Source organism: Streptomyces sp. E-08 (assembly GCF_049913095.1).
Taxonomy (GTDB): Bacteria; Actinomycetota; Actinomycetes; order Streptomycetales; family Streptomycetaceae; genus Streptomyces.
Genome location: NZ_CP183971.1, coordinates 1,947,273 through 1,965,809, shown reverse-complemented (window position 1 = coordinate 1,965,809; position 18,537 = coordinate 1,947,273). Strand labels below are relative to the sequence as shown.

20 protein-coding genes are annotated in these 18,537 nt (G+C 73.9%); 9 read left to right on the top strand and 11 right to left on the bottom strand.

Annotated features, from left to right (window positions below; translation table 11 throughout):
- The first annotated feature begins 140 nt into the window (after window positions 1-140).
- Complete coding sequence (locus tag ACN9MM_RS09005; RefSeq protein WP_426363131.1) at window positions 141-1,010, top strand: esterase/lipase family protein; 870 nt, start codon at window positions 141-143, stop codon at window positions 1,008-1,010.
- Here ACN9MM_RS09005 and ACN9MM_RS09000 read toward each other — a convergent pair.
- Window positions 1,007-2,005, bottom strand: a complete 999-nt coding sequence (locus tag ACN9MM_RS09000) for a lytic polysaccharide monooxygenase auxiliary activity family 9 protein (protein WP_426363130.1) — start codon at window positions 2,003-2,005, stop codon at window positions 1,007-1,009. The two genes, ACN9MM_RS09005 and ACN9MM_RS09000, sit on opposite strands and share 4 nt — an antisense overlap.
- 122 nt (window positions 2,006-2,127) lie before the next feature.
- Window positions 2,128-2,796 carry a response regulator gene (locus tag ACN9MM_RS08995; RefSeq protein ID WP_426363129.1) on the bottom strand — a complete coding sequence of 223 codons (669 nt, stop codon included), beginning with the start codon at window positions 2,794-2,796 and terminating at the stop codon, window positions 2,128-2,130.
- 135 nt (window positions 2,797-2,931) lie between these two features.
- Here ACN9MM_RS08995 and ACN9MM_RS08990 point away from each other — a divergent pair, with 135 nt between their 5' ends.
- The 4 genes from ACN9MM_RS08990 (at window position 2,932) to ACN9MM_RS08975 (ending at window position 6,483) form a co-directional block, all read left to right on the top strand.
- Window positions 2,932-3,915, top strand: a complete 984-nt coding sequence (locus ACN9MM_RS08990) for a Bug family tripartite tricarboxylate transporter substrate binding protein (protein ID WP_426363128.1) — start codon at window positions 2,932-2,934, stop codon at window positions 3,913-3,915.
- On the top strand, window positions 3,912-4,448 hold the full coding sequence (locus ACN9MM_RS08985) for a tripartite tricarboxylate transporter TctB family protein (protein WP_426363127.1): 537 nt from the start codon (window positions 3,912-3,914) through the stop codon (window positions 4,446-4,448). Before ACN9MM_RS08990 ends, ACN9MM_RS08985 begins: the two co-directional genes overlap by 4 nt.
- 3 nt (window positions 4,449-4,451) lie before the next feature.
- Window positions 4,452-5,942 (top strand): tripartite tricarboxylate transporter permease, encoded by a 1,491-nt coding sequence (locus ACN9MM_RS08980; protein ID WP_426363126.1) that lies wholly within the window; start codon window positions 4,452-4,454, stop codon window positions 5,940-5,942.
- Between the two features lie 127 nt (window positions 5,943-6,069).
- Window positions 6,070-6,483, top strand: a complete 414-nt coding sequence (locus ACN9MM_RS08975; protein ID WP_426363125.1) for a DUF6299 family protein — start codon at window positions 6,070-6,072, stop codon at window positions 6,481-6,483.
- On the opposite strand, the gene ACN9MM_RS08970 is transcribed toward ACN9MM_RS08975, so the two are convergent.
- Together ACN9MM_RS08970 and ACN9MM_RS08965 are read right to left on the bottom strand one after the other, a co-directional pair.
- Window positions 6,480-6,959 carry a DUF402 domain-containing protein gene (locus ACN9MM_RS08970; RefSeq protein WP_426363123.1) on the bottom strand — a complete coding sequence of 160 codons (480 nt, stop codon included), beginning with the start codon at window positions 6,957-6,959 and terminating at the stop codon, window positions 6,480-6,482. The genes ACN9MM_RS08975 and ACN9MM_RS08970 overlap by 4 nt on opposite strands.
- Entirely contained in the window at window positions 6,940-7,863 is a 924-nt protein-coding gene (locus tag ACN9MM_RS08965) for a GNAT family N-acetyltransferase (protein ID WP_426363122.1), read from the bottom strand. Before ACN9MM_RS08965 ends, ACN9MM_RS08970 begins: the two co-directional genes overlap by 20 nt.
- A gap of 73 nt (window positions 7,864-7,936) precedes the next feature.
- Here ACN9MM_RS08965 and ACN9MM_RS08960 point away from each other — a divergent pair, with 73 nt between their 5' ends.
- Window positions 7,937-8,311 (top strand): GntR family transcriptional regulator, encoded by a 375-nt coding sequence (locus ACN9MM_RS08960; RefSeq protein ID WP_329855750.1) that lies wholly within the window; start codon window positions 7,937-7,939, stop codon window positions 8,309-8,311.
- Between the two features lie 173 nt (window positions 8,312-8,484).
- On the opposite strand, the gene ACN9MM_RS08955 is transcribed toward ACN9MM_RS08960, so the two are convergent.
- The gene (locus tag ACN9MM_RS08955; RefSeq protein WP_426363121.1) at window positions 8,485-9,615 is read right to left on the bottom strand and encodes a DUF5925 domain-containing protein; all 1,131 of its coding nucleotides are present in this window, start codon (window positions 9,613-9,615) and stop codon (window positions 8,485-8,487) included.
- 203 nt (window positions 9,616-9,818) lie between these two features.
- On the opposite strand from ACN9MM_RS08955, the gene ACN9MM_RS08950 reads away from it, so the two are divergent.
- Complete coding sequence (locus ACN9MM_RS08950) at window positions 9,819-10,625, top strand: SGNH/GDSL hydrolase family protein (protein WP_426363120.1); 807 nt, start codon at window positions 9,819-9,821, stop codon at window positions 10,623-10,625.
- Here ACN9MM_RS08950 and ACN9MM_RS08945 read toward each other — a convergent pair.
- A complete protein-coding gene (locus ACN9MM_RS08945; RefSeq protein WP_426363119.1) occupies window positions 10,609-11,592 on the bottom strand; it encodes a protein kinase domain-containing protein in 984 nt (327 codons plus the stop codon). The genes ACN9MM_RS08950 and ACN9MM_RS08945 overlap by 17 nt on opposite strands.
- A 321-nt stretch (window positions 11,593-11,913) precedes the next feature.
- On the opposite strand from ACN9MM_RS08945, the gene ACN9MM_RS08940 reads away from it, so the two are divergent.
- Window positions 11,914-12,186, top strand: a complete 273-nt coding sequence (locus tag ACN9MM_RS08940; protein WP_382861354.1) for a hypothetical protein — start codon at window positions 11,914-11,916, stop codon at window positions 12,184-12,186.
- A gap of 148 nt (window positions 12,187-12,334) precedes the next feature.
- On the opposite strand, the gene ACN9MM_RS08935 is transcribed toward ACN9MM_RS08940, so the two are convergent.
- From ACN9MM_RS08935 to ACN9MM_RS08925, 3 genes are read right to left on the bottom strand one after another with little or no spacing between them, the layout of a single operon-like run.
- Window positions 12,335-13,573 carry a CaiB/BaiF CoA transferase family protein gene (locus ACN9MM_RS08935; RefSeq protein WP_426363118.1) on the bottom strand — a complete coding sequence of 413 codons (1,239 nt, stop codon included), beginning with the start codon at window positions 13,571-13,573 and terminating at the stop codon, window positions 12,335-12,337.
- Between the two features lie 49 nt (window positions 13,574-13,622).
- Entirely contained in the window at window positions 13,623-14,399 is a 777-nt protein-coding gene (locus tag ACN9MM_RS08930) for an ABC transporter permease (RefSeq protein WP_382861348.1), read from the bottom strand.
- Window positions 14,396-15,334 (bottom strand): ATP-binding cassette domain-containing protein, encoded by a 939-nt coding sequence (locus ACN9MM_RS08925; RefSeq protein ID WP_426363117.1) that lies wholly within the window; start codon window positions 15,332-15,334, stop codon window positions 14,396-14,398. Before ACN9MM_RS08925 ends, ACN9MM_RS08930 begins: the two co-directional genes overlap by 4 nt.
- A gap of 63 nt (window positions 15,335-15,397) precedes the next feature.
- Between ACN9MM_RS08925 and ACN9MM_RS08920 the strand changes: the two genes are divergently transcribed.
- Window positions 15,398-16,141 carry a TetR/AcrR family transcriptional regulator gene (locus ACN9MM_RS08920; protein ID WP_426363116.1) on the top strand — a complete coding sequence of 248 codons (744 nt, stop codon included), beginning with the start codon at window positions 15,398-15,400 and terminating at the stop codon, window positions 16,139-16,141.
- Here the strand turns inward: ACN9MM_RS08920 and ACN9MM_RS08915 are convergent.
- Window positions 16,128-17,399, bottom strand: coding sequence for a type ISP restriction/modification enzyme (locus ACN9MM_RS08915; protein ID WP_426363115.1), 1,272 nt, complete (start codon window positions 17,397-17,399; stop codon window positions 16,128-16,130). The two genes, ACN9MM_RS08920 and ACN9MM_RS08915, sit on opposite strands and share 14 nt — an antisense overlap.
- 54 nt (window positions 17,400-17,453) lie before the next feature.
- The gene (locus ACN9MM_RS08910) at window positions 17,454-18,449 is read right to left on the bottom strand and encodes a hypothetical protein (protein WP_426363114.1); all 996 of its coding nucleotides are present in this window, start codon (window positions 18,447-18,449) and stop codon (window positions 17,454-17,456) included.
- Window positions 18,450-18,537 lie beyond the last annotated feature (88 nt).

Sequence of the window (18,537 nt, the reverse complement as noted above, 5' to 3'; positions counted from 1 at the left end):
ACACCTCACTTTTTACCGACGCGTAACTTCCCAGCCGAGGCTACCCGTGCGTAATTTGGCTGGAGAGCATCCCCACTTGTGGTCCGGACCGCAGGGCACAGCACCCCCACCTTCCCCTTGAGCCGCAAGGAGATCGCCCGATGCTGCCCCGGAAGTCCTGGAAAAGCGCTGTCAGAGCGCTGTCCGTCCTGCTCCTGACCGCCGCCGCCACCCTCGCCCCCACCGCCGCCGCCCAGGCCGCCACCGCCCCCAGCCGCGGCTGGAACGACTTCTCCTGCAAGCCGTCCGCCGCGCACCCGCGCCCCGTCGTCCTCGTCCACGGCACCTTCGGGAACTCCGTCGACAACTGGCTGGCACTCGCCCCCTATCTGGTCAACCGGGGCTACTGCGTCTTCTCGCTCGACTACGGCCAGCTGCCGGGCGTGCCCCTCTTCAACGGGCTCGGTCCCATCGCCGCGTCCGCCGGACAGCTCGACACCTACGTCGACCGGGTCCTCGCCGCCACCGGAGCCCCCGAGGCCGACCTCGTCGGACACTCGCAGGGCGGCATGATGCCCCGCTGGTACCTCAAGTTCCTCGGTGGGGCCGAGAAGGTGAACACGCTCGTCGGCATCGCCCCCGACAACCACGGCACCACCCTGCTCGGCCTCACCAAGCTCCTGCCGTACTTCCCCGGAGCCGAGGACCTCATCAGCTCCACGACCCCGGGCCTCGCCGACCAGATCGCGGGATCGGCCTTCATCACCAAGCTCAACGAGGGCGGCGACACCGTGCCGGGCGTCCGGTACCACGTCATCGCGAGCCAGTACGACGAGGTCGTCACCCCGTACCGCTCCCAGTTCCTCAGCGGCCCGAACGTCACCAACGTCCTGATCCAGGACAAGTGCGCGCTCGACCTCTCCGAGCACGTGGCGATCGGCACGGTGGACCGGGTCACCTTCCACGAGGTGGCCAACGCCCTCGACCCGGCCCACGCGACCCCGACGACCTGTCTCTCGGTGGTCGGCTAGCCGCGGGTCCGGCGCCGCCGGGCCGTCGAGAAGAGCAGCGCCGCACCCAGCGCGAGCCCGGCGGCGCCACCCACCGCGACGTACGGGGTGGCGGCGTCGCCACCCGTCTCCGCCAGCTCCACACCGGAACCCGAACCGGCGGCGGGGGCGGGCGCGTTCGGCGCCGGCGCACCGGACGCGGAGGTACCGGGCGCCGCCCCGTGCCCTCCGTGCCCGCCGTGCTGGACCGTGGACCTGTCCGCGCCCGCCTCGATCTGCTCCTCGGTGGGCGCGGAGGCGGTCGGAGCGGGGGCGGCCGTCGCGGGCGCGCTCGACGCGGTGGCGCTCGGGGCGGGCGCGGTCGTCGCCGGGGCCGTACCGCCGTTGTCCTTCCCGAACACCACGTCGGAGCAGGTGTAGAACGCCTCGGGGGAGTCGGAGCGCTGCCAGATCGAGTAGATGAGGTGGCGGCCGGACTTCTTCGGCACGACCCCCTGGAACACGTAGTCGCCGTTCTGCATCCCCGGGTCGGTCACCGTCACGAACGGCTGGGCCTCCAGGTCCGACCACTTCAGCGGCTTCGACGGGTCGTACCCGTCCTTCGTCACGTACAGCGCGAACGAGCCCTTGTGCGGAGCGGTCCCCTTGTAACGGAAGGTGTGGGCCCCGGACGCCATGCTGCTCGCCGGCCAGTCGGCCCGCGCGAGGTCGAGCCCCCGGTACTTGTCGTTGCCCGCGCTGCACAGCCTGCCGTCCGGGATCAGCTGCCGGTGCTGCCCGGCCGCGTTGGCGATGTTCACCGCGTTCCAGTCGTAGAACGCCTGCGTCCCGCTCGCCGCCACGGCCGCCTTGCACGCCGCCGACTTCGGCGCCTCGGGCCCCTCCGCGTAACAGGCCGCGACCCGGCTCACGGGATCGGTCATGGACCCGTGCGCGAACGCACCGGGCGCGACGGCGAGACCGGAAAGGACCAGAGCGCTGGTGACGGCGGCCGTTGCCGTACGGCGAGAGGTCATGGGGGGACAACTCCTTCACGAGGGTGTGGTGGGGGTTGCCGAGCAAACTAGCCCCGGAAGAAGCACGGATCGCGGCCTTTAGGGCGGCGTTAAGGTGCAGGTAAGAGGCGGCTCAGGAACCGCTAGCCCAGCCGCCGGTAGCGCCGTTCCGGGCGGCCCGTGCCGCCGTAGCGGAGGGTGACCTCCGCCCGGCCCGTCTCCGCGAAGTACTCCAGGTAGCGGCGGGCGCTCACGCGGGACAGGGAGCCGGCCTCCGCGCACTCCGTGGCCGACAGGCCCTCCGGGTGGGCGCGGAGGACGGAGTCGACCAGGTCCGCCGTGTGCGGGGCGAGGCCCTTCGGGAGTTCGCGGGAGCCGCGGGGACGCGCGCCGAAGATCTGGTCGACGTCCTCCTGGCGGGCCTCGTCGAGTTCGGCGAGGCGGCTCCGGAGGGAGGCGACGTGCCGCAGCTGCTCGTGCAGGGCGGCCTGCGTGAACGGCTTGATCAGATAGTGCAGGGCCCCCGCGCGCAGGGCCGAGCGGATCGTGCCGACGTCCCGGGCGGCGGTGATGAACAGCGCGTCCATGCCCAGACCCGCCGCGCGCAGCTCCCGCAGCACCCGGACCCCGTCCATGTCGGGCAGGAAGACGTCGAGGAGCACCAGGTCGGGGCGGAGCCGATCGGCCGCGCGGAGCGCCTCGGCGCCGCTGTGGGCGACCCCGGACACGGTGAAGCCCGGCACCGCCGACACGTAGCGGCAGTGCAGCTTGGCGACCATGAAGTCGTCGTCCACGACCAGCACCTTCGTCACGCCGACCCACGCTAGGTCCCGACCACAACGACCACAACGTCCGTTGATTGCGGAAGAGAGACAGCTTCTTAACGCGCGGGCAACATGTGGGCCACCTCACACCCCCCTTTCCCTTCTACCTGAGAGGCGGCACACGTGCGGTTGCGCACCCCCTTCGCCCTCCTCGGGGCGGCTCTCCTGGTGCTCGTGGGTCCGCCGCTGCTCAGCCCGGGCACCGGCTCCGAAACGGGCACCGCGATACCCGGCCTGCGCTTCATGGTCCCCAACACCCCCGGCGGCGGCTACGACATCACCGCCCGCACCGCGGCGAAGAACGCCGAGGAAGCCGGTCTCACCGGCGACGTCGAGGTCTTCAACCTGCCCGGCGCGGGCGGCACCGTCGGCCTCACCCGGCTCGTCGGCGAGCGCGGCGACGGCCGCCTCGCCATGTCCATGGGCCTCGGTGTCGTCGGCGCCGTCCACACCAACAAGACGCCCAGGACCCTCGCCGACACCACCCCGATCGCCCGGCTCACCGAGGAGCAGGACATCGTCGTGGTCGGCAAGGACGCCCCGTACAAGACGATCCAGGACCTGCTCGCGGCCTGGAAGAAGGACCCCGGCAAGCTGCCCGTCGGCGGCGGCTCCTCACCCGGCGGCCCCGACCACCTCGCCCCCATGCTGATGGCGCAGGCCGCCGGGATCGCGCCGAAGGACGTCAACTACGTGCCCTTCGACGGCGGCGGCGAACTCCTCGCCTCCATCCTCGGGAACAAGGTCGGCTTCGGCGTCTCCGGCGTCGGCGAGTACCTCGACCAGATCAAGGCGGGCGAGCTGCGCCTCCTCGCCGTCACCGGCCCCGAGCGGGTCCCCGGCCTGGACGCCCCCACGCTCCGCGAGGCGGGACTCGACACCGAGTTCACCAACTGGCGCGGCATCGTCGCCCCGCCCGGCCTCTCCGACGCCGAGCGCGACAGGCTCGTCGCCCTCGTGACCGAACTGCACGACTCCCCGCAGTGGCGCGAGTCGCTGAAGACCCACGGCTGGAACGACGCCTTCCTGCCCGGCGAGGAGTTCGGCACCTTCCTCACCGAGCAGGACCGGCGGGTCGGCTCCGTCCTCAAGGAGCTCGGACTGTGACCACGACCACCAAGAACCGCCCGGCGACCGGATCCACCCTGAAGGCCCGGCTGCGGGGACGCTCCGAACTCGGCGTCGGCGCCCTCCTGTTCCTGCTCGGCGTCCTCGTCCTCACCGACGCCCTCACCCTCGACGCCGACATCGCCGGGCGCGGCCCCGTCGGCCCCGCGACCGTGCCCGTCGTCGTCGGCTGCGGCCTCCTCGTCGTCGCCGTCCTGCTCACCGCCGACGTGCTGCGCGGCGGCCGCGGCGAGGCCGAGGGCGGCGAGGACGTCGACCTGACCGAACCCGCCGACTGGCGCACCGTCCTGCTCCTCGCCGGCGTGTTCCTCGCCTTCGCCGTCCTCATCGGCCCCCTCGGCTTCCCCGTCGCCGGCGCCCTCCTCTTCTGGGGCGCGGCCTACGCCCTCGGCAGCAGGCACCTCCACCGGGACCCGCTGATCGCGGCCGCCCTCTCGCTCCTCACCTACGTCGTCTTCGACAAGCTGCTCGGCGTCCCGCTGCCCGGCGGCCCGCTGATGGGAGTGATCTGACCCATGGATTCCCTGACCTCCCTCATCGACGGCTTCGGGACCGCCCTCACCCCGATGAACCTGCTGTGGGCCGCCATCGGCGTGCTCCTCGGCACCGCCATCGGCGTCCTGCCCGGCATCGGCCCCGCCATGGCCGTCGCCCTGCTGCTCCCGGTCACCTACGGGCTCGAACCGACCGGCGCGTTCATCATGTTCGCCGGCATCTACTACGGCGCCATGTTCGGCGGCTCCACCACCTCCATCCTCCTCAACACCCCGGGAGAGAGCGCGGCCGTCGTCGCCGCGATCGAGGGCAACCCGATGGCCAAGGGCGGGCGCGGCGCACAGGCCCTCGCGGCCGCCGCCATCGGCCACTTCGCCGGCGGCATGATCGGCACGATCCTGCTCGTCGTCCTCGCCCCGACCGTCGCCGCGCTCGCCGTCGACATCGGCGCCCCCGACTACCTCGCCCTGATGGTCCTCGCCTTCATCGCGGTGACCTCCGTCCTCGGCTCCTCCCGCATCCGCGGCCTCGCCTCGCTGCTCATCGGCCTCACCATCGGCCTGGTCGGCCTCGACCAGATGACCGGGCAGCAGCGCCTCACCTTCGGCTCGCTCCAGCTCGCCGACGGCGTCGACGTCGTCATCGTCGCGGTCGGCCTCTTCGCCATCGGCGAGGCCCTCTGGGTCGCCGCCCACCTGCGCCGCACGGCCGGCGAGGCCATACCCGTCGGCCGCCCCTGGCTCGGCAGGGACGACGTGAAGCGCACCTGGAAGTCCTGGCTGCGCGGCCCCCTCATCGGCTTCCCGTTCGGCGCGATCCCGGCCGGCGGCGCGGAGATCCCGACCTTCCTCTCGTACGTCACGGAGAAGCGGCTCTCGAAGCACAAGGACCAGTTCGGCAAGGGCGCCATCGAGGGCGTCGCGGGCCCCGAGTCCGCCGCCTCGGCCTCCGCCGCCGGCACGCTCGTCTCCATGCTGACCCTGGGCCTGCCCACGACCGCCGTCGCCGCCGTGATGCTGGCCGCGTTCCAGCAGTACGGCATCCAGCCCGGCCCGCTGCTCTTCGAGCGGGAACCCGAGCTGGTGTGGGGCCTCATCGCCTCGCTGTTCGTCGGCATGGTGCTGCTGCTCGCGCTCAACCTGCCGCTCGCGCCCGTCTGGGCCAGACTGCTGCGGATCCCGCGCCCGTACCTCTACGCCGGGATCCTCTTCTTCGCCGCCGTCGGCGCGTACGCGGTGGGCGGCGAGGCGCTCGACCTGATCGTGCTGCTCGTCATCGGCCTGATCGGCCTCGGCATGCGGCGCTACGGCCTTCCGGTGCTGCCGGCCGTCATCGGCGTCATCCTCGGACCCGCCGCCGAACAGCAGCTGCGCCGCGCCCTCCAGATCAGCGACGGCTCCCTGACCGGCCTGGTGAACACCCCGTTCTCGGTCACCGTCTACACGGTCGTCCTCGTGCTGCTCGCCTGGCCGCTGGCGAGGAGGGCGACCGCCCGGCGCGCCCCGAACTGACCGTACGACGGTATGCGAACGGGTCTCCAACTCGCCCCCAAAGGGGTGAGATTCGGACAGTCGGCGGCCGGATCCGGTATCCCTGGCGGGCAGCACCTTCCCCCCACCCCCGAAGGGACCCCCACCCATGCGCGTCCGACTCGTCCTCGCCGCAGCAGCCCTGCTCACCGCCGCCGTCGCCCCTCTCGCCCACGCGGGAGGGGCCGGCGGCGGCCTCACCGTCGACGAGTACGGCACCCTCGCCGCCGACGCCACGGTCAGCGTCTCCGGCACGTACCGCTGCCTCGACGACAGCGAGGGCCCCGTCTTCGTCAGCTCCACCCTCAAGCAGGGCAGCCGCTCCACCGGGATCGGCGGCACCCGCGCCGTCTGCGACGGCCACCTCCACACCTGGACCAACAGCGCCGTCGTGAAGGACCCCGCCTACCGGCCGGGCGCCGCCCGCGTGGAGGCCACCCTCCTGCAGCTCACGCCCGGCGAGTCGGGCCTGCCGCTCCCCGGCTTCCTCGCCGCCGAGCAGGCGGACGTCGAACTGCGTTAACCCAGCAGGCCGATCAGGCCCTCCCGGCCGAGCGCCTCCAGCTCGTCGAGGGCCACCACGGCACGGGCCGCCGCCTCCGGGTCGGAGGCGGCGAGACCGCTCGCCGCGAACTCGTCCTCGTCGAGGCGCAGCACCTCGCTGCCGTCCGCCGACACCCACAGATCCAGGTCCAGGTCCTCGACCACCACCCCGGAACCGCCGATCTCGGCCGGCCGCGTGATGTCGCAGTACCAGCCCTTCAGAGCGCCGTCGGCGGCCCACACCTCCTTGACCGTGAACCAGCGGTCGCTCCAGTAGTGCTCCACGAACACGTCACCCGGCTCGAACCGCACGAAACCGAAGTCCCGCACCCCCTCGGCCGCCCACGGGGCACGCACCGAGAGCCGGGCCCCCTCCTCCGTCAGCACCTCGGCCGGGTAGCGGATCTTCGTCCTGCCCGCCTTCGTCAGGGTGACCTCAACCGATCGTCCGGACATGCCGCACCTCCGTCGCGCTGATCCCGTAACCGAACCACTCGTTGATCGCCAGCATCGGCCCGTTGCCCGCGTCGTTGCTCGTGAACGCCTCCACGCAGCCCGCGGCCCGGGCCCGGTGCAGCGAGGCGTTCTTGGCGAGCTTCGCGAGGCCGCGCCCCCGGAACGCGGGCGCGGTACCGGTCATCCCCGAGGAGTACCGGCCCAGACCGTCCGTCTGCGCCGCGGTGAAGGCCGCCGGCACCCCGTCCACCACCGCGACCGTCGTCAGCGCCCGGTCCAGCAGCGGGTGGCTCCAGGTGGTCTCCAGCCAGTACGCGTAGTCGTCCAGCTCCGCGCCCACATCGCCCGGCTCGTCCGCCGTCGTCACCGCATCCAGCTCGAACAGCGGCCGGGGATCGGCCACGAAGTCCTCGGCCGTACGCAGCTCGACACCGGCCGGCGGGTCCTCCAGCGGCGGCAGCCCGTCCTTCGTCAGGTCGAGCCGGAGGAAGTGCGCGCTGCGACGGGGCGCGTACCCCCGCCGCTCGGCCCACGCGCGGCTCGCCGGCTCGTCCACGACCCAGCTGTACAGCGTCCGCGCGCCCCGCTCCGCGAGGTGCTCCTCGGCGGCGCGCAGCAGCAGCGTCCCCGCGCCGAGGCCCAGACGCGCGGGGTCCACATACACGTTGACGGAGCCTATGCCGGGCTCCGGGGCGTCGTGAGCGATCCTCAGCTGTACGGTCCCGATGACCTCGCCGTCCTCGGTCACGGCGACGAGGGGGCGCGCGTGGCTCTCGGGGTGGGAGTGCGCCCAGTCGAAGGCGAGCTGCTCGGCGGTGGCGAGCATGTAGGGCACGGCGGCCCGGCGGACCCGGGCGAAGCCCTCGGCGTCCTGGGGCCGTACATCACGGACGATCACAGTCATGTGGTGGCACGCTACGGGCGGGGACGTGCCGCCGCCTCCCATTTTCCGGCGGGGTGGGGGCAGAATCGGCGGGGTGACACTCACCATCGCCGTGGACCACGGATCCACCACCGCTCCCTACGAACAACTGCGTGCCCAGATCTCGGAGCGGGCCCGGTCGGGCAGACTGCCGGTCGGATACAAGCTGCCGACGGTACGGGGGCTCGCGGAGCAGCTGGGCCTCGCAGCGAACACGGTCGCCAAGGCGTACAAGGCGCTGGAGGCGGACGGCGTCATCGAGACCCGCGGGCGCCACGGCACCTTCGTCGCCGCCGCCGGTGACGCGGCGACCCGCCGGGCCGCCACCGCCGCCGCCCAGTACGCCGAGGAGGCCCGCCGCCTCGGCCTCAGCCGCGAGGCCGCGGAGGCGGCCCTGAACGAGGCCCTGCGGGCGGCGTACGACGACTGACGGGTCTTCGTCCGGGCCGCCGGGTCCAGACCGACGGCGCCGTCCGGGCGTCGGGGGCCGGGCGCCCGCGCCCCGTACGGGCCCCGAGGGTCAGGCCGACGGCTCCGTCCGGGGTGCCGGGGTCAGGCCGACGGGTTCCTCCGCCCGGGCCCTGAGGGTCGGGCCGACGGGCCCTACAGGTACAGACCCGCCCCCGACGTGCGGGGCTCCGGGAGGTCCGCCGAGGGCGTGCCGCGGCGCAGCGCGAACAGCTCCGCGAGCGTCGCGCCCTCGCGCGGCACGTCCTCCTCGCGGCCGAGCCACTCCACCGACTCGGCCCGGCTCAGCGGTCCGACCTCGACGCGGGCCAGGCAGCGGCCCGGCCGGACGACCGCCGGATGCAGCCGCTCCAGGTCCTCGTTGGTGGTGACGCCGACCAGGACGTTGCGCCCCTGGCCGAGCAGCCCGTCCGTCAGGTTGAGCAGCCGCGAGAGGGCCTGACCCGCCGTGTGCTTCGCCCCGCCCCGGATCAGCTCGTCGCAGTCCTCCAGGAGCAGCAGCCGCCAGCGCTCCTTCGACGTGCCGTCGTCCTCGCCGATCGCGATGTCCATCAGATAGCCGATGTCGTTGAAGAGCCGCTCCGGGTCGAGCACGCAGTCCACCTGGCACCAGTCCTGCCACGACCGGGCCAGGGTCCGCAGCGCCGAGGTCTTGCCCGTCCCCGGCGGGCCGTGCAGCAGCAGGAGCCGGCCGGTGATGTCCTCCGGGGTCACCTTCATCAGCCGGTCCATCGAGTCGGCCACCGACGCCGAGTAGTTGGGCCGGACCTCCTCCCAGGTCCCGGCGCTGATCCGGCGGGTCATCCGGCGCGGGCCGCGCTGCGGAGCCACGTACCAGAAGCCCATCGTGACGTCCTCGGGCTCCGGCTCCGGCTCGTCCTTCGCCCCGTCCGTGGCCTCGTCGAGGATCCGCTTCGCCAGCTCGGGGTCGGTGGCCGTGACGGTCACGTCCGCCCGCCGGTTCCAGCGGGAGGAGAGGATCGTCCAGCCCTCGCCCTCGGCGAGCACCGAGCTGCGGTCGTCGTCCTTCGCGGCCCGCAGCACCGTCGCCCCCTCCGGGAGCAGCGTCGCGTCGGGTTTCGCCCGGTCCAGGGTGGTGCTGTGCGCGTGCGGCTGCTCGCCGGTGGTGAAGCGGTCGAGGAACAGCGCGTCCATCACGTCCCCGGGCGAGTCGCTGTCGTCGATGTTCACGATGACGGGCAGCGAAGCGGCCGGCTGCTGCCGCAGGGCGGACGGTACGACGGGGGTGTCAGACATGGCGCCCATGATCCGCCACGGCAGGGGCCCGCGCACCGGGTTTTGCGGCCTGGCCCGGCTCGGTGTGGCGCTCTCCCGAAGTGGCTTGATCTCGACGGTTCCTGATGGAGGATCGGCGGGTGTTCACCCCCAGTTTTGACATGAACACTTCCGGTCCGTCGGATCCGCTGCTACTACCTGGTAACGCAGAGATCCTGCTACAGGGAGGTTCCATGAGACTGTCCCGTTTTGCCGCTCTCTCGTCCTCGCTCCTCCTCGGTGCCGTCCTCGCCCTCACCGGGGCGGGCGCGGCCCAGGCCGCCGAGAACGCCGCACTCGACTACGTGGCCCTGGGGGACTCGTACTCCTCCGGCGTCGGCTCCGGTAGTTACGACAGCGCCAGCGGCGACTGCAAGCGCTCCACGAAGGCGTATCCGGTCCTGTGGAAGAACGCGAACGCCCCCTCCTCGTTCGCCTTCACCGCCTGCTCGGGCGCCCGAACGGGTGATGTGACCGCGAATCAGCTCGGACCCCTCTCGGCCGCCACTGACCTGGTGTCCCTCACGATCGGGGGAAATGACGCCGGTTTCGCCGACGTCATGACGACGTGTGTGCTCCAGTCCGAATCCACCTGCATCAACCGTGTGAATCAGGCCAAGGCCTACGTCGACAGCACGCTCCCCGGCAAGCTCGACTCCGTCTACGACGCCATCAGCGGCAAGGCGCCCTCCGCGCACGTGGTCGTCCTCGGCTACCCGCGCTTCTACCAGCTGGGCGGCAGCTGCGTCGCCGGCCTGAGCGAGAACGAGCGCAGCGCCATCAACGGCGCCTCGGACTACCTCAACGCCGCCGTGGCCAAGCGCGCCGCCGACCACGGCTTCACGTTCGCCAGTGTCGTCCCGGGCTTCACCGGACACGAGATCTGCTCGGGCTCCGCCTGGCTGCACAGCGTCAACTGGCTCAACATCGGCGAGTCGTACCACCCGACCGCCGCCGGACAGTCCGGCGGCTACCTGCCCGCCTTCAGGGGCGCGGCGTAACCGTCCCGCCGTCGGCGCCCGCGGCGCCGGGCCGGGCCGGAGCGGTGCTCGTGACACCGCCCGGCTCCGGCCCGGTGCCCGGACCGTCGTCCCGTACCGCCCGATACGTCAACGCACCCGCGATCAGCAGCGCCCCGACGACCCCGGCCACCAGGACGGGCCCCCGGCGGGGCGCCGTCCGTCGCCGCCCCGTCCGTGACCGCCCCGCCGGGGAAGGCGGCGCCGGAGCGCCCGGCCCGGTGGCGTCGTCGTCGCCCCCGGGTGTCGTCCGGGGCGGCGCCGAAGCCTCCACCGCGGCTCCCGGCTCCGTCCTCGGCGCACCGCCCGCCGCCGTCCGGCGCAGCTCGCGCTCCACCTGATCGGCCGTCACGCCGGGCTCCTCACACGTCAGCTCGTCGATGACGGCACCCAGCGGCCCGGAGCGGCCGTCCACCGCCGCGTCGAGGAGCGCCCCGAGGGAGCGCAGGTCCGTCTCCGGATCCGTCCCGTCGTCCGGCGCGCCGTCGAAGCCGGTGACCACGACCCGCCCGTCGTTCGCGAGGAGCACCTGTCCCGGCCGCACGCCCCGGTGCGGCACACCGGCCTCCCGGGCGGCCCGCAGCCCGGCGAGGACCTCGGCGCCGACCCGCGCGGCCTCGCGCGCGGGCAGCGGACCGCCCGCGTCGAGGGTCTCGGCGAGGGTGAGGCCGCGGACCAGCTCCATGACGACCCAGGGTCGGCCGTCCTCGGTGGCCACGCCCAGGACCCGTACGACGGAGGGGTGGGAGATCCGGGCGGCGGCCCGCGCCGCGCGCTCCCGCCGCGCGTACAGCAGCAGCGTCTCGTCCGCCGGCAGCCCGGCCGGGGCGCGGAGCTCCTTGAGCGCCACCTCGTGGCGGTCCGTCTCGTCCAGGGCACGCCACACGGTGCCCGCCGTCCCCTCGGCGAGCACGTCGAGAAGCCGGTAACGACCCGCGATCACCGTCATGGATCCACGGTAGCCGAGGGGAGTCCGGAGGGCTGCCGTCCCGCGAAGGTCCCCTGCCGGACGGCTCGGGCGATCTTGGTGGTGGAGATCACACCGGTCCGCGCGACCGTGGATGACGGTCCGGAGTGCAGGATGGTTCGTGACGGTTCGGCAGGTGTTCGAGCGCTGTCCAACTCGCCCTGGAATCAGATGGATTCGGACAGTCACCGTCAACCCCCGTACGGGTGCGGTGAATCCCGCCGCCGGGATACCCGGGTGTCGCGATGGGGCGATAGGGTTAGCCTGCCCGGGCCGGGTGCCCTTGTACGGGTGGGGAGTGACATGGAACAGATAGCAATGCGCAGCAGGCCGCGAGTGCCTGCCATCACCTGCGGGAGCAGCGCGACCAGTTCGCGACTCGACCGCCATCTCGCGGTGCTCGGCGGCCCCGCCGTGCCCCAGCGCGAGGTGGCCGAGGCGACGCTGCTCATGCGGGAACTGACGACGCGTACGCGTGAGGCGCCGGTGCACAGCCACCGCAGCCGCAGCGCGCGGGTCTCGCTCTTCGCCCCGCTGCGACGCCTGCGCCGCTCGCTCTTCGGCACGCGTCACTAGCCCGGACGGCTCGGCCGCCCGTACGGCCCCGACCACGACCCCGCCGGACGTGTCCCCGCCCGTCCGGCGCTCCGTCGTGCCCGGGGTGCCCCGCTCCCGGAGCGACCGCCGCCCGCTCACCCAGGCGGCCGCTCCGGCCCGCGACCCGTCAGGCGATCACTCCCGCGCTCCGCAGCTCCTTCAGCTCCGCCTCCGGCACCCCGAGCTCGGCGAGTACCTCGTCCGTGTCCTGTCCGAGGGCCGGGATCCGGTCCATCCGGGGCTCCGGCGCGTCCGGGAACACGATCGGCGGCAGCAGCGAACGCAGCGGCCCGGCCGGGGACTCCACCGCCCGCCAGCGGTCACGGGCCGTCAGCTGCGGGTGGTCCGCGAGCTCCGCGACCGAGTTGAGCCGGGCGCAGGCGATGCCCGCCGCGTCGAGCCGGGCCAGCGCCTCGGCCGCCGTCAGCGGCGCGAGCGCCTCCGCGACCACCGCGTCTGTCGCCGCGCGCCCCGCCACCCGTGCCGTGTTGGTCGCGAACTCCGGGGCGTCGGCGAGCCCGGGCCGGCCGAGGACCTGCTCGGCGAGCCGCCGCCACTCGCGGTCGTTCTGCACGGACAGCAGGACCAGGCCGCCGTCCGCCGTCGGATAGGCGTCGTACGGGGCGATCACGGCGTGCGCGAGCCCCGTGCGCGCCGGTGCCGTGCCCCCGTGCATCCCGTGGTGCAGCGGATGCCCCATCCACTCGGCCAGCGAGTCGAGCAGGGAGACCTCCACCGGACCGCCGCGGCCGGTGGTGCCGCGGCGCACGAGGGCCGCCAGCACACCGGAGAAGGCGTACATCCCGGCCGCGATGTCGGCGGCCGGGATCCCCGACTTCACGGGCTGCTCCGGGGTGCCGGTCACCGACACGAGGCCCGCCTCGCACTGGACGAGCATGTCGTACGCCCGTTTGTGCGCGTACGGTCCCTCCGCCCCGTACCCCGAGACGTCCACCGCGATCAGCCGCGGGTGCGCCGCGCAGAGGGTGGCGGCGTCGAGGCCGAGGCGGGCCGCGGCGCCCTGCGCCAGGTTCTGTACGAAGACGTCGGCGCCGGCCACCATCCTGCGGACGAGCGTGAGGCCCCGGGGGTCCTTGAGGTCGACCGCCACCGACTCCTTGCCGCGGTTGCACCACACGAAGTGCGAGGCGAGGCCCCGGGCTGCCGTGTCGTACCCGCGGGCGAAGTCCCCGCCGTCGGGGCGCTCGATCTTGACGACGCGGGCGCCGAGGTCGGCGAGCTGGCGGGTGGCGAAGGGCGCGGCGACGGCCTGCTCGACGGCGACGACCGTGACCCCGGCGAGGGGGAGGGGCTGAGGGGCCGGAGGGAGGGGCTGAGGGGCCGGGGGGAGGGGCGGAGTGCTCATGACCGTCCTGCCTACCGTGCCCGGCCGGTCCCTGTCATCAGGGGGTGCGTCACCCCCGGGCGTACCGGCGCACCGCGAGCGGGGCGAAGACGGCGACGAGGCCGAGGGACCAGAGCAGCGCGCCCGCGACCGGGTGGGCCACCGGCCAGGCCGCGTCCACGGGGACCGGCGCGTTCCCGAAGAGGTCCCGTACCGCCGTGGTGACCGCCGAGATGGGGTTCCACTCGGAGACCGTCCGCAGCCAGCCGGGCATGCCGTCGGTGGGGATGTACGCGTTCGAGAGGAGCGGCAGCATGAAGGTGGCGCTGCCCAGCTGTCCGGCCGCCTCCTCGCTCTTCGAGGCGAGGCCGAGCAGGATGCCCACCCAGGTCGTCGCGAAGCGGAAGAGCAGCAGCAGGCCGACGGCGCCCAGGGCCTCGGGGAGCGTGCCCTCGATCCGCCAGCCCATGGCGAGACCGACGAGGACCAGCGGGACGGTGCCGACGGCGCTCGCGAGGAGGTCGGCGAGCGCCTGTCCGAGGGGGACCGCGGCCCGGCTCACGGGCAGGGTCCGGAAGCGGTCCATGACGCCCCGGTGGGAGTCCTGCGCGGCCTGGAACATGCCCGTCATCAGGCCGCCCGCCGCCGTCGCGACGAGCATGCCGGGCACGAGGAAGGCCCGGTACTCGGCGCCGGGCGCGGCGAGCGCGCTGCCGAAGACGTATCCGAAGAAGAGCAGGAAGACGATCGGCATCGTCTGCGTCATGACCGTGATCGCGGGCGCGTGCCGGATCCGCAGGAGGTGGCGGCCGAGGACGGCGGTCCCGTCGTGCACGAGGGCGCTCACGCGACGAGCTCCTTCCGGTCGGTGAGGCGCAGGAACACCTCGTCGAGGGTGGGCGGACGCAGGGAGGCGTCGATGATGTGGACCCCGGCGGCGTCGATCTCGCGGACGATCCGGGGGAGGGTGAGCGTGGTGTCCGTGGTCACCGCGCCGGCCGTGCGGCGCTCGGCGTCGAGGACCGGCTCCGAGCCGGTCAGCTGGTCGAGGACGGCCGCGGCCGCCGCGAGGGACGCGGGGTCGGCGACGACGACCTCGGCGTAGCTGCCGACGAGCGCCTTCAGTTCGCCCGGGGTGCCGCGCTGTGCGGCCCGTCCCTCGTCGATCAGGACGATGTCGTCGGCGAGCCGGTCGGCCTCCTCCAGGTACTGCGTGGTCAGCAGCACGGTCGTGCCCTGATCGGCCAGCTCCCGTACGGCGTCCCAGATCCCGTTCCGGCTGTGCGGGTCGAGCCCGGTCGTGGGTTCGTCGAGGAAGAGCACCCGCGGCGGTACGAGCAGGCTCGCGGCCAGGTCGAGGCGGCGCCGCATGCCGCCGGAGTAGGTGCGGGCGGGCCGTCCGGCCGCGGCGGTCAGACCGAACCGCTCCAGGAGCTCGTCGGCGCGGGAGCGCGGGGCGCGGAGCAGCTTCGCGAAGAGGCGGAGGTTCTCGGCGCCGGTGAGGTCGCCGTCGACGGAGGCGGACTGTCCGGTGACCGCGATCCGCTTCCGCACCCCCGCCGGGTCGCGCACCACGTCGTGGCCCGCGACGAGCGCGCTGCCCCCGTCGGGCGCGACCAGGGTGGTGAGGACGCGCACGGCGGTGGTCTTGCCGGCTCCGTTGGGGCCGAGGACGCCGCAGACCGTGCCCTCGGGGACGGCGAGGTCGAGGCCGCGGAGGGCGTGGACGTCGCCGTAACGCTTCCGCAGGCCTTCACTAAGTACAGCGTACGTAGTCGTCATGGCGCGACCATACCCCACTACGTACGGTGTACGTAACTACGATGGGGAGCGAGGTGATGATCCATGGCGGGCCGAGCGGCCGAACCGGAAGTGATCTGGGCGCGGCCCGAGCGCACGGGCCGCGGCCCGAAACCGGCCTACAGCCGGCGGGACATCGTGGACGCGGCCGTCCGCATCGCCGACGCGGACGGCATCGACGCGGTCTCCATGCGCCGCGTCGCCGCCGAACTCGGCTGCGGCACCATGTCGCTCTACAACTACGTCCCCCGCAAGGAGGACCTGTACGAGCTCATGGTCGACGCGGTCAGCGGCGAGTACGAACTCCCCGCGGAGCCCAGCGGCGACTGGCGCGCCGACATGACCACGATCGCCCACCAGAGCCGCGCCCTCATGTACCGCCACCCCTGGCTGCCCCGGGTGATGACCACCGCCTACGGCTTCAGCCCCAACGCCCTGCGCTTCCTGGAGTGGTGCCTCGGCTGCCTCGCCCCCCTGGACGTGCCCGCCGGGCTGAAGATGCAGCTCATCGCCATGGTCAACGGCACGGTCATGGCGACCGTCGCCAACGAGCAGGCCATCGCCGAACGGGCCCGCGGACTGCCCTGGTCCGAGGAGGAGGAGCAGGCCGTGCGCGGCGCCTACCTCATGGGGCAGGTGGCGAGCGGCCGGTACCCGCACCTCGCCGGACTGCTCGCGGAGGCGCCCGCCGCGCCCGTCGACGCGGATGAGATCTTCGCGATGACCATCGCCCGCCTGCTCGACTCGTTCGACCCGGGCCGCGGCCGGGGCGTGCTCACAGGAGCATGAACTGGCCCTCCGGGCCCTCCTCCTGATGGTCCAGTACGGACGCGGGGCGCCGGGACGCGGATGGCGGGGGCAGGATCCCCGCGGCGTGCAACTCCTCCCGGCCCACCGCCCCGGCCGCGAACGCGGCCCGCTCCGGCTCCCGCGCCCCGAGCAGCGCGAGCACGGTGACCAGGTCGAGCAGCTCCGAGGTCCACTCCCGCGGCCAGGCCGCCGGCCCGATCGCCTCCAGGGAGCCGGGCTCCGCGGGAGCCGTCCGGTGCGCGAACCACTGCTCCAGGACCCGCACCCCGCCGACCCGGTACTCCCAGGCCTCCGCCGGTACGGGGGAGATCACGCCCCCGCCGACGTCGAGGACCTCGGCCTCGGAGTCGTACGTCATCGTCGCCGGACGGGCCGGGACCGCCGCCCGCACATAGGGCCGGCGCCCGCCCGGCAGCCGGGGCCGCGTCCCGCTCAGGGCGCCGCGCAGCTGCACGTCGGCGAGCTCCCCGCCGAGCGCCACGCCCGCCGCCCACACCTCCCGGTCCCCGGGGAGCGGCACACGGCAGCCGGTGGGGGAGGGGAGGGCCGCCGCCACCGTCCACGCCAGCCAGTCCCGGGCGCCGACCTCGCACCCGTACCGCTTCCCGAGGAACTCCAGGAGGCCCGGCGCGAGATTGGGCTCCCGGCCCCCGGGGCGCCGGAACAGCGGCCGGATGCGGCCCGGACGGCCCGCCGGGGAACGGCCCTCCGGCAGCGCCCCCGTCACCAGGAGCGCGGGTCCCGCCGCCCCCGGCACGTACCCCTGCTCGACGGCGAAGAGCTGCGGCTCCCCGGCGACCCGCCACAGCTCCGGGCGGGCGGTGTCGATCAGCCGGTGGTCCGGCAGCAGCCACTGCTCGTCGAACGGCCCGTGCGCCACCCGTACCGGTTCCGGGCACGGCCCCGACTCGCGCGCGAACCTCGTGGTCCCGGTCCGCTGCCCGGGCAGCGCGCCCACCGCGCTCGCGGGGGTCCGCGCCCGGCTCGGCCGGAACAGCGCCTCCCGCTCGGCACCCTCGGCGGCCACCAGCCGGTCCCAGCGGGTCCGCAGCGTCCGGGCGTCGGGCGCGACGATCCACGCCCGCCCGAACCGCAGCGGGGCCACGGACCACGGCATCAGCTCGTCGAGATGAGGCGGGGCGTCATCCGCTCGGGGGGCCTCGGCTCGTCGGGCGTCGATCCGGTGGGCTTCGGCGCGGTGGGCTTCGGCTCGGGGGGCTTCCGTCACGCCCCGCATGCTAACGAGCGCCGTCCGTACGGGGCCAGGGCCGACCGCGCCGGGGTGGACCCGTCAGCGGCGCCACCGGCGGCGTCGTGGGGGTCCCGGCCGGGCCGCCGGTTCGAGCGGAGCGAGGTCCTCCCGGAGACGGCGGTACGCCTCGGGGTCCCGCTCGAAGTCCGACCCGGCCGCGAGGGCGGCCCGCTCGGCGTCCTGCCCCCGGAGCAGATCGACCGAGGTCTGCGCGAAGCGCTCCCGCAGGCCGTGCCGTTCGGCGTCGGCCAGCAGCCGGCGCAGCTCGGCGACCGCGGCCTCGGCGTCGGCGCGGGCCGCGGGCCCGGCCCGGAGCCTGTTGCCGAGACCGGCGGCGGGTGCCGCCTCCTCCAGGAGCGGGCGCAGCCGCTCCACGAGCTCCCCGGCGGTCGCCGCCGCCGTCCGCGCCTCTGGTCCTGCCTCCCGCAGGACCCACAGGGCGCGGACCAGTTCGGGGTCGGGCGCCGCGCCCAGCTCCCCCCGCCGCCCGGTGTCCCGTACCGCGTCCACCGCCCGCGCGTAGTCCTCTGACGCCCACCCGGCGGCCTCGGCCAGCCGGGTCGCGCGGCGCACGAGCCGCGCCTCCACGCCGAGGACCCGGGGGAGGGCACGGAGGTTTCCCCCGACCAGTCCGGTCAGGATGAACAGCACCGCCGGCAGCAGGAGGGCGTCGGCGGTGGAGAGGCCCTCTTCCGCGGAGGCTTCGACGTCGTCCAGGTCCCCCCGGTCCGGCCCTTCCGTGACCATGAACCCGGATTCCCAGCCGTAGCCCCGGCTGTCCTCGTAGTTCGGCGCCTTGAGGAGGTCGCTCCGGCCGGCGTCGCAGTGGTACGGCCCCTCCCGCGTCTTCTTCGCGTACGGATCGCTCCACCGGACCCGGCAGGTGCCGTCGGCCTCCTCGTGGACCACCGTCAGGTCGATCTGCCGCGTCGCGGGCGGCTCCGCGTCAGGCTCGAACGCGTACAGCCCCACCGAGCACGCGAAGAGCGTGAAACCGGCCGTCAGGACCCAGCGGAAGAAAGGTACGTGTCTCATGCGGTCAACCCCCCGCCGGCAGCCTCGCACGACGCGGACCGCAGGACGAGAGGCAGGCTCCGGCAGGGTGTCGGCCGCCCTGCCTGCC